The 7,842-nt window shown below is 51.4% G+C and carries 6 protein-coding genes; 2 read left to right on the forward strand and 4 right to left on the reverse strand.

Features of this window, described 5'->3' with window-relative positions:
* Positions 1–135: 135 nt before the first annotated feature.
* The 4 genes from AAGJ81_09330 to AAGJ81_09345 form a co-directional block, all read right to left on the reverse strand.
* The gene (locus AAGJ81_09330) at positions 136–2,238 is read right to left on the reverse strand and encodes a hypothetical protein (protein ID MEM0966334.1); all 2,103 of its coding nucleotides are present in this window, start codon (positions 2,236–2,238) and stop codon (positions 136–138) included.
* A 160-nt stretch (positions 2,239–2,398) separates the two neighbouring features.
* Positions 2,399–3,277, reverse strand: coding sequence for a tetrahydrofolate dehydrogenase/cyclohydrolase catalytic domain-containing protein (locus AAGJ81_09335; GenBank protein ID MEM0966335.1), 879 nt, complete (start codon positions 3,275–3,277; stop codon positions 2,399–2,401).
* Between the two features lie 20 nt (positions 3,278–3,297).
* Entirely contained in the window at positions 3,298–4,167 is an 870-nt protein-coding gene (gene purU / locus AAGJ81_09340) for a formyltetrahydrofolate deformylase (protein MEM0966336.1), read from the reverse strand.
* The gene (locus AAGJ81_09345) at positions 4,160–5,500 is read right to left on the reverse strand and encodes an aminomethyl transferase family protein (protein MEM0966337.1); all 1,341 of its coding nucleotides are present in this window, start codon (positions 5,498–5,500) and stop codon (positions 4,160–4,162) included. Before AAGJ81_09345 ends, purU begins: the two co-directional genes overlap by 8 nt.
* Positions 5,501–5,767: 267 nt before the next feature.
* Here AAGJ81_09345 and AAGJ81_09350 point away from each other — a divergent pair, with 267 nt between their 5' ends.
* Together AAGJ81_09350 and AAGJ81_09355 are read left to right on the forward strand one after the other, a co-directional pair.
* The gene (locus tag AAGJ81_09350) at positions 5,768–6,574 is read left to right on the forward strand and encodes a methylenetetrahydrofolate reductase (GenBank protein ID MEM0966338.1); all 807 of its coding nucleotides are present in this window, start codon (positions 5,768–5,770) and stop codon (positions 6,572–6,574) included.
* A 139-nt stretch (positions 6,575–6,713) separates the two neighbouring features.
* Entirely contained in the window at positions 6,714–7,580 is an 867-nt protein-coding gene (locus tag AAGJ81_09355) for an AraC family transcriptional regulator (protein MEM0966339.1), read from the forward strand.
* Positions 7,581–7,842: the final 262 nt, after the last annotated feature.

Here is a 7,842-nt window from a genome sequence, read left to right on the forward strand (position 1 = left end):
AGCGTAGGATGCCGACCTAAGGTAATTTGCGCTCAGTTGTTCAATATACGGTGAGCAAGCCGGTTGTCGGATCGTTTTGGAGAATTTGCCCAAAATCGAAGGGATTTGAGTGTTCATACACCTTAGGTTTGGCCTTCATCCTTCGGTAAAAATATCCTCGTAAAATTGAGTCTTCGCGTCGTGATGCTTCTCCTCCGAACTGACGACGACCACTGCATGTTCATAAGGAGGAATCTCCATATTCAGCGAGATGGGAGGTTGGAAGTCAGCAACGCGCACATCGGCTGACCAGCTCTTGTGTAAACTGACCGAGGTGCCGGGTCCTGAATCCATCTCTCCACTGTATTTCAGAGTCTCGTCTGTCAGGTTTTGAACCAAACGAAACTTTCGGTCCTCCTCGGTGACCTCAAGGACGGCAAACTTCTCGTCATTGGGGAGCAAATTCTCAGCTTTTTCGGAAAAGGACCGGTCTTCCTGAATACACTCGATCACGGCATAGCGACGCGTCCCGGCTCGATATTCGATAGCCGAATCGTCCCTTTCATCTTCGACGGCGTGGAGCCTCAACATGACCGCCCGGTCGTCGCTCGGATGGTTGTTTACGCTGAACCGTTCCTGAGAATACCCACCGCCAAAATTTTCTTCCGGGATACGAAGCTGAAGCTCTCCAAACCTGAATTCGTTCGGAGACAGCTCATCCAGTTCATAGAAACGCCCGAGGATCGGATAGCGTCCGCCGACCAATGAAATTCGCGTATTGAGACCGAAAACGGTAGCTGCCGTTTCGTTGTAGATCTGGACCAAACCGACAAGGCGATCCCCGGTCAGAAGCCAAACTTGCTCCCCAAGCCAATCTGTTCCCTTCCCCCAATCCTCTGTCGCACCGGCCGAGCGCCGTGTAGACAGGCGATAACGGGTAGCAAGGGAGCCAAAGGTTTTTCGGGTTATGGTCGAGGTCTCTTCATCCTGGGACAAAAACCGGTAAGTGTTCGCCCCTCGTGCCCAATCATCTGTCGTTCCAGGGCGATTTTTAAACTCGGGACAAACGCCATCGAGGGCCGCTTTCAACGAGGTATTGTTTTCCCAGGAGCCCACGGCTAAGGCACCGACAAAGGTGTTCTTCCCTCCCATCCGACCGTCATACCCCTGATCGGGATGGTCCGGCTCAGGCGTTTGCGGGTCTCGCCCGTTCGCGACTACCGCCCAATCCTCCCAGCGACCACGAGGACCCATAATCGCTCGATCATAGAGCATGAAGTTAGACGGAGGTGTCTGAGGTTCGAGGCCTTCTCGGTAGTGAATCGCGTAAAGCAGGGAGTATTCAGGATTGTAGGAGTTTTCTTTTTGGGAGCCGAAAAAGTAATTGTACCGATCGCCGTAAAGGTAAGCGGTTGCCAGCGCAGCCCCTCTTCCTCGAATACCGTTGTAACTATGCTTGTATGGGATCCCGGTGGACTGCTCCTGAAATCCGGAAGGCTCGACAGAGAGAGGAACGTAGGGGATTGTCTTATCGAGAGCTGCTTTCGCTTTGGGTGATCCAGTCAACGTCCACCACCACAAGAAGGAGTTGATGGTCGTGTCGCGGTAGGTCGCCACTTCGGTGTTGAATCCAACGTAATGGGAAGCGCCATCACCCACAACCGCCTGACTAAGGACCATGTCAATCGCCTCGCTCGCCTTCTCTTGATACTCCACATTATCAATGGCAGCACCACCGGTGTAGAGGCCCAGAGCAAGGCGAATATCCCCGTTGAGCCATCCGTTTGCGAGGATGTGATCCTCGTAGAGCAAAGTGTTTTTTAGAATTTCTTTGCCCATCTTTTCCACACTATCGTCCCATTCTTCGATCTTGTCGCTAATGTCGTCGGGCCGATGATACTTCATCAACAGGTAGGCATAAGCCGTTCCGAAACTGCTCGTAATATCGATCCCCTCATTCTGCTGCCACCGAGACATACGGGCATCCAACAATGCCCGAAGCCGGGCCAGGTAATCAGGGTCGTACTGATGCGGACTCTGCGGGTGTAAATAAGCGTAAGCCGCGTTCAGGGTCTCGTAACCCTCCTTGAATCCTGTCCCGGTTGCGGTTGGGTTCCCGACTTGTACATCGGAATAAAGCAAATCGAAAGCTGGCGAATCGGGATCGAGAGGATGGAGATCCGTAACCGCTCCACCCAAGACCATCGGTAGGCTTTGGACGAAAAATGAGGTAAAGACTAGTCTTGAGAGTGCAGTCATAGTTCGAGTGAGGTTTCTGAACAAAAGAAGGGTTATCCTAACTCAATTGCACAAGATGGGGGGAGAACACTTGCAGAACCAACAAGAGCAAAATTGATCCAACTGGATCAGACTAGTATGTAATCACGCAAATCGCTGCGAAAACGCGCATGCCTTCTGATCAAAGGCGAACCGCTTGGAGCTGAAATGCCCGGAAGGTGTTCTTCATTAGCATGGCGACTGTCATCGGACCCACGCCTCCGGGCACGGGCGTCATCCAGGAGGCTTTTGCGGAGACACTCTCATAATCCACGTCACCCACCAATCGATACCCACTCTTCTTGGATTGGTCCGGGATCCGGTTGATCCCCACGTCGATCACTCCAACCCCTTCTTTCACCATCTCAGCATCTACAAAATTTGGACGACCCATAGCGGCGATTAGAATATCAGCCTGTCGCGTTGTTTCCGCCAAATTCGCTGTGCGAGAATGACAAATGGTGATTGTGGAATTTCCCGGCACGCCTTTTCGGACCATCAGCAAAGCGGATGGTTTACCGACAATCAAACTACGCCCAAGGACCACGACATGTTTACCTTCTGTTTCCATGCCGCTTCTCTTAATCAGCTCCATGATTCCAGCCGGTGTGCACGAAACAAAGCCAGTTGGATCTTCCTGGCAAAGTTTGCCAATGTTGAACGTGCTAAAACCATCCACATCTTTCTCCGGAAGCACCCTATTAAATGTTTCAATCTCCTCGATGTGCTCGGGAAGCGGAGCCTGTATCAGTATCCCATTCACCGAAGGGTCTGCGTTGAGAGTATCGATTTTCTCGAAGAGGTTTTCTTTCGCGACGTTCTCCTCAAACAAGATGAGCCTGCTTTCAATCCCGATCTTTGCAGCTACGCGCTGCTTCTTGGTCACATAGGAAATCGATGCTGGATCATTACCGACTCGGATGAGAGAGATACACGGCTTTGGGCCTTTGATTTCACTGACTTCCTTGCGGAGTTCTTCAATGATCTCGCTCGCGATTTCATTACCGTCAATAATCTTCACGTTTCCTCCGAAGTGTGTAATCAGTTGAAAAGAATGGTCTTATTACCATGAACCAAGACCCGGTCTTCGAGGTGGTAGCGAAGACCGCGCGACAAGACTGTATTCTCAACGTCTTTGCCGAGACGCACCATATCCTGGATCGTATCACTGTGCCGAACGCGAACTACATCCTGCTCGATGATCGGCCCTTCGTCCAAATCTTCGGTAACATAATGACAGGTCGCCCCGATTAGTTTGACGCCCCTCGCCGCAGCCTGATGGTAGGGCTTCGCACCAATGAAAGAAGGAAGGAAACTGTGATGAATGTTGATCACCCTGTGGCGATACTTTTTGCAGAGCCATGAAGGGAAGATCTGCATGTAGCGGGCAAGAACGATTGTTCCGGGTGCCGCCTCTTCGATTGTGCTCGCAGTTTGCTGAAACGCTACAGCCTTCGCGTTCGGCTCCTTAGGTACTGGAATGTAGTGATAGGGGATGTCATACCAAGTCACCAAGTCTCGAAGAGACTCGTGGTTTGAAATGACACAGGGGATATCAATTCTCAGATCGCCGACTTTCCACCGATGAAGAAGATAGGCTAAACAGTGATCGAACTTGCTGACGAGGAAGACCACCCGCTCTCGCCGGTTGACATTCGTAATCCGCCATTCCATCTGCAATCTCTCACCGACCGGACGAAAGTTTTCTTCGAATCTGTTCAGTGCATCGGAGCCATCAGAGTCCACCTGAAAGTCGTATCGCATAAAGAACGTCCTCGTCGCCGGGTCCTCATATTGATTGGCTTCAACAATATTCCCTCCCCTGGACGAGATCGAGCGAGCAACTTCCGCTATGATTCCGATTTGATCCGGGCATCTCGCAACGAGCCGGAGATCAACGGAATCACTCATCATTCAGACGATGATACGACAACGTCGCACGGATACTGGTCTGCTTGTGCCTTTCGACGATTGGCTTGCGGGAACCCCCGTCCTCTTCGCCCCAAATGACATTGACTTCAGACCCATCGGCAATGTCTTCGTCAATCATGGCAAGCGAAAACCAACTCCCCACATTTGTCGTGTAGACGGTGTAGGTAGACAATCCAACGAACTCGTCCTCCAATAAGACCTTATCGAATGGTAGTGTAGAGTAGTAAGCGTTCGGCACCTCCATATACTTAAACGGCTCTCCTCCCCCAAGTTGGCTCGCGAATACCTTGAGAACGTCCTCGTTATCCCACTTGAGCCACACTTTTCGCTTGTGAGGGCGGTCGACCATTTTCTCCAAAGCACCGCGACCAACGAACTCATGGTCAAACTTCACATGGCGGCCGTATCCTAGGTCCCATGGAGTTTGATAGTAGTCTTCAATCTTATCCGAGTAAAAACTACCTCCGAGCGACGCATTTGCTTCGAAGCCATCTGCGCTCAACCATTCGCGGTAAGGTTTCATCTGATCGCCGGAGTAGATTGCCGGCATCGGAGAAGGAATCCAGCCGCTCTCGGGCGATACGGTCGAGTAAGCTCGACTCCCGCCCATGACGAGACCGAACTCGGGCCCAGCCTTCTGGAGCACCTCCAGAATGACATCCCGATCTTCGACGGGACCGTGAAGCTCAAGACCACCCATCCGCGACATGTTGTGGTTGAGGGCACGAACCTTCTTCCCGGCGATCTTCAAGTCCCCAAGATTGAAGAACTTGATCTCCGGAAACTCTCCCTCATGGACGCTCTTAATCAAATCGAGGGCGTTCGGCCCTTGGATTTGGTAGCGGTAGATCAACCGCGAGCCGTCGTTGCTAACCGTTCGCTCGTCCCGAGTGACCTCGACATCGTAATCACCCGTTTCTGCATGAAAATGAACCCAATTCGGAACCGAAGGTCTCCCGACTACACTGACCTTCGAGTCTGTGTGGCCAAAGAGAATCGCATCGCCGATTACGTAGCCATCGTAGTTACAGGCCACGATTTGCTTGGCTTTGTCTTTACCGAAGTTCTTCAAGGTGTTCACCATCACATCCGACAGAAGTCGTTTGACGTCCGGGCCTTCGAAATAGACATCGGTCATGTGGAACGATTGATCAAAGAGCACCACACTTTCCTGCCAAGCCCTCTGCTCATCTCTCCAGTTCGTGTATTGGGCAGGAAAAGGAAAGTCATAGCCTCCCACCTGAGCATGGCGAAGCATGTCCACCGGGCTTGAATGTTCCTGCAGCTTTTCTTCTAAGTTCTTCGTAGTCATAGGGCGTTTTTCAAGGATTGGTGATTCTAGAATTTTCTTTTTCTTAACATGAGTCTCGTTAACTGGGGTGAAAACCGGTCAGAAGCGTAGCACAGATTTTAGACGATTCTTGGACTAAGTGGCTCTCAGCTATTAGACTATTCAGCAACCGCAATCGAAGCCGTGTCCGAATAGTCAAAGGACGGCTCGCCCGATTGTCCAAGAATTACCCAGAAAACTCAGTAGTCTGTTGGGTGTAACTTCCTACGCATCCAATCCAACCTAGCCATGACCACTGCCGTAAACTACCCATCCGAATGGAGCCTCGAAATTGTGCCTATCCACGCTGACCGGGTTTCGGTTTTTTCTGGCTTAGTCGATGAGATTTTCGTCACAATGATTCCAGGCACTGACGTTTCGGCTAGTTGCAAAGCACTCGAAAAAGTTCTCAACAGTGGCTTCCAACCAGTTCCCCACATCACTGCGAGGAACTTTGAATCCAAGTCAGCTCTGGAACGCTACTTTTCGTCAATGACCAACCTGGGGGTCTCGAAAGCCCTTTTGATCGCCGGTGGAAATGGTAAGGCTGCCGGACCATTCGAGGATACAATGGATCTGCTGACTAGCGACGCGTTTCAAAAATACCCACTAAAAACGGTAGCCATCGCCGGTCATCCCGAGGGGAACCCCGAGGACCCAAAGACTTGGGAAAGCCTCGAGAAAAAGTGGAGCTTTTTTAAAGAAGAAGGGATTCACATGGAAATCGTTACCCAATGGAGCTTTTCACCCGGTAAGGTCGACGCCTACCTTTCTGAAGTAAGGGAACGGGGAATCGACGCTCCTGTCCGAGTCGGTGTCCCTGGACCCGCTTCTCTCAAGACACTAATCAAATACGCGGAAGTCTGTGGAGTGAGCGCGACTGCGACTGTGATCAAGAAGCAGGGACTCAGCATGGGGCGTCTCCTGGTCTCGAATAAGCCAACCCGGTTCGTCTCCAAAATAGAAAACTCAGACCTTTTCCACCTCTACCCTTTTGGTGGTCTCGAAAAATGCGCCGAGTGGCTGGCTGAAAATACAATCGTTTCAGTCACCTGACTTAAAACTCGGATCGTCAGTTTCCCCGACTTGAAATACTGTCCGAAAGCCTAAACCACTTCTGTTTAGCAGGTATTGCCGGGGGATGGTAAACTCCTGCTTGGTTGTATTTTCCGGCAATTCGCAGTAGTCTTCCTGCGTGCGCAAGCAAAAACCTAACTTACTGCGATATGAACCAGCAACTGTTGAAGTCCCCGGTGGTGGGGTAAGAGTAGTTGAAAGCCATCACGCAGAGGGCTTTCAAATGCCGATGGGGGAATGGCCGTTTCACAAGATCTGTTGGGTCGCTGTTGGAAAAGGTTCTCTCGAGTCCGAACAGAAGACTTTCTCGATTGGAGCGAGTGACTTTCTGATCCTTCCTGCGAAATGGAGACACCGTTTCGTCGACTTATCGAAGGCACCCCTGACTCTAGTCATTCTTTGTATCTCTGTGGATTACCTTGAGACTAGTTTGAAGTCTCAGCTTTCCCTCCTTTGGCGCAAGAGTCTTGGCGACGAATCATGGGGCCAACCCCGTTGCGCACGGACCGCATTTCACTTGAGTGCTCTTGTGGAAAACTTTCGTTTAGCGCTACAAGAGGAACAGAATCGTAGCTTTGGTTGGGAAACCGCTCTAAAAACTGTTGCAAACCGACTTCTGTTGAACCTCAGCCGCGGCCATTGTGAAGTCCGTGAGTCCTATGAAACCTCAAGCACGAAGAGCGTGCAAGGTGCCGTTGAGTTTATCGACAGCCACCTCTATGAGTCTCTTCAAGTGAGTGACGTAGCTGAGCGTTGCGGACTCTCCCCTCGCCGCTTTACGGATCTGTTTAAGGAAGTGACGGGCAAGACTTTTAGCCAATACCTGAACGAGAAAAGGATAGCGTATGCCTGCAGACGTTTAGATGAGACGGGCCACATCCTTTACGCCTGCCATGAATCCGGTTTCAACGACGCCGCATACTTCTACCGTGTTTTCAAAAAGCACACAGGACAAACGCCCGGAGAATACGTGGCCTCCCGCTAGTACCGAGTCTGCGGATTGGATCAGCATTCTTAGTGCAGAGATAATGAAGAAGCCAAGTAGCGGTTTAATACCACTTCGAAAAAATTCTGGCGTTTTGGCGGAATGCAGGAGTCGATGGAGCAAGGCGGCCTGCGCGGAGGCGGGTCGAGACCCGTGCCGCGCGGGGCAACGCTGCTCCATCGGCTCCTGCGCCCGTCTCGCAGAGATGCGGCGTGGATCGAAGTTCGCAGCGTTACAGGCCTTGGGTCGTATCTCGATACGC

The sequence above is a fragment of the Verrucomicrobiota bacterium genome, from assembly GCA_038744685.1.
Taxonomy (GTDB): domain Bacteria; phylum Verrucomicrobiota; class Verrucomicrobiia; order Opitutales; family Puniceicoccaceae; genus Puniceicoccus.